The 2,244-nt window shown below is 74.7% G+C and carries 2 protein-coding genes and 1 pseudogene; all 3 read right to left on the minus strand.

Features of this window, described 5'->3' with window-relative positions; genetic code table 11:
* Positions 1 to 104: 104 nt before the first annotated feature.
* Complete coding sequence (scpB, locus tag K6I33_RS34390) at positions 105 to 752, minus strand: SMC-Scp complex subunit ScpB (RefSeq protein WP_308297370.1); 648 nt, start codon at positions 750 to 752, stop codon at positions 105 to 107.
* A complete protein-coding gene (locus K6I33_RS34395) occupies positions 749 to 1,882 on the minus strand; it encodes a ScpA family protein (RefSeq protein ID WP_229358730.1) in 1,134 nt (377 codons plus the stop codon). Before K6I33_RS34395 ends, scpB begins: the two co-directional genes overlap by 4 nt.
* A 68-nt stretch (positions 1,883 to 1,950) precedes the next feature.
* Positions 1,951 to 2,244, minus strand: a pseudogene (locus K6I33_RS34400) (hypothetical protein); the annotation flags it as partial.

A 2,244-nucleotide genomic window follows, 5' to 3' on the forward strand; every position in this document is an offset into this window, starting at 1 on the left:
GCCGTCATTCGATCCGGATCCCCCGGACGCCGGACGGGGAGACCCGCCCCGACCGCCCCGGTCGTCCCGGTTGCCGCTTCCGCTGTTCCTGCCGCTGCTTCGCATCAAAGTTCCGTCTTGTCGTCCGCTTCGGTGTCCGGGGCATCCGGATCGAATGACGGCAACCCTTCCGGGGAGTCGCCCTCGACCGCTTCCGCCTCGGGGAGGAACGGGGCGAGCTCGGGGAGCTCGTCCAGGCCGCGCAGGCCCATCCGCTCCAGAAAGTAGTTCGTCGTCCTGTACAGGATCGCACCTGTTTCGGGTTCCGTCCCCGCCTCCTCCACCAGGCCCCGCTGGAGGAGGGTGCGCATGACGCCGTCGCAGTTCACTCCGCGTACGGCCGAGACCCGCGAACGGCTGACCGGCTGACGGTACGCGACCACGGCCAGAGTCTCCAGCGCGGCCTGGGTGAGCCGGGCCTGCTGGCCGTCGAGGACGAAGGCCTCGACGGCGTCGGCGTACTCGGGGCGGGTGAAGAAGCGCCAGCCGCCCGCCACCTGGCGCAGCTCGAAGCCGCGCCCCTGGGTCGTGTACTCGTCGGCCAGCTCCAGCAGCGCGGCGGCGATCTCGCGGCGGGGCCGGTCGAGGACCTTGGCGAGGTGCTCGTCGGTGGCCGGCTCGTCGACGACCATGAGGACGGCCTCCAGCGCGGGCTTCAGGGCGAGCCCGGCCACGCCCGTGGGGGCCTCCTCGGGGTACGTGGTCTCGGTCACCGTGCGCTCTCCTCGGGCTCGGTCTGCGGGGCGGTCTCCGGGTCGTTCTCCGGGGCGCGGTCGAACTCGTCGGTCACCAGCGGGGCGGCGTCGTCCGTGCCGCCCGTCCAGCGGACCGTCAGGGCCCCCAGCGCCTCGCCCTGGTCCAGGGCGACGGCCTTCTCGCGGTAGAGCTCCAGCAGGGCCAGGAAGCGCGCCACGACCGTCAGGGTGTCCGGGGCGTCCGCGGTGAGCTGGTCGAAGGTCGCCTCGCCCGCCGTCCTGAGCCGGCCCACGACCACCTCGGCCTGCTCCCGGACGCTGACCAGGGGCGCGTGGATGTGGTCGACGTAGACCTGCGGCGGGGGCTTGGGGCGCATGGCCCTGGCGGCCAGCTCGGCCAGGCGCTCGGGGCCGATGCCGAGGACGACCTCGGGCAGCAGCTCCGCGTGGTGGGGCTCCAGGCCGACCGTACGGGGGTGGCGGCGGCCCTCGTGGGCCAGCCGGCCGCTGAAGATCTCCGCGATCCGCTTGTACGCCCGGTACTGGAGCAGCCGGGCGAAGAGCAGGTCGCGGGCCTCCAGCAGGGCGAGGTCCGCCTCGTCCTCGACCTCGGCGGCGGGCAGCAGCCGGGCCGCCTTGAGGTCGAGCAGCGTCGCCGCGACGACCAGGAACTCGGTGGTCTGGTCCAGGTCGAAGTCGGGGCCCATGGCGCGGATGTGCGCCATGAACTCGTCGGTGACCTTGGAGAGGGCCACCTCGGTGACGTCGAGCTTGTGCTTGGCGATCAGCTGGAGCAGCAGGTCGAAGGGGCCTTCGAAATTCGCCAGCCGGACGGTGAACCGCGTGTCGCCTCCGGCGGGGGTCTCCGGCGCGGCGGGGTTCCGCCCCGTACCGTCCACGGCTTCCGCCGCGGGGCCGTCCGGCGGCGCGGCCGCGGTACCCGGCTCGACCGTGAGGTCCGGCGCGGCCGTCTCGGGAGCCAGCGGCTCAGGGGCGTTCCCGGCGGCCGTGGCCGTGCCGTCGTCCGCGCGCGTCGCGGCGGCGGCCGGCAGTGCCGGACCCTCGTCCCGGGCCTCGCCGCCGGCAGGCGACCCGCCCGGGCCTCGGCCGAGCGAACGGCGGGCCGGGGTGGCGGCGGGTGAGGGCATCGGTAATCCAGGGTGCGGGGCGGAACGCGGGAGTGCGGCTACGCGGGAGGCTAGCGCAGCGAAACCGCTCAGCGGCCGCGCAGGCGCCGTACGAGGATGCTCGCGTCGCCGCGCTGTTCCAGGTCGGCCAGGACGACCGCGACGGCCTCCCGGACGATCCGGCCCCGGTCGACGGCGAGCCCGTGCTCGCCGCGCAGCACCAGCCGGGCGTGTTCGAGGTCCATCAGCTCCTCGGCGGAGACATAGACCGTGATCTTCTCGTCGTGCCGCTCCCGCCCGCTGGGGCGGCGTCCCCCCGCGCGGCCGCGGCGCTTGGGCTGGGCGGCGGCGGGCTCGACCGTGCGGGCGACCGGGGCCTGGGG

This window comes from Streptomyces sp. UNOB3_S3 (assembly GCF_020740895.1).
GTDB lineage: Bacteria > Actinomycetota > Actinomycetes > Streptomycetales > Streptomycetaceae > Streptomyces.

What these genes read in the sequence shown, in the direction of transcription:
- K6I33_RS34395 (WP_229358730.1), bottom strand. Translation starts at nt 1,882, where the DNA reads ATGCCCTCACCCGCCGCCACCCCGGCCCGCCGTTCGCTCGGCCGAGGC.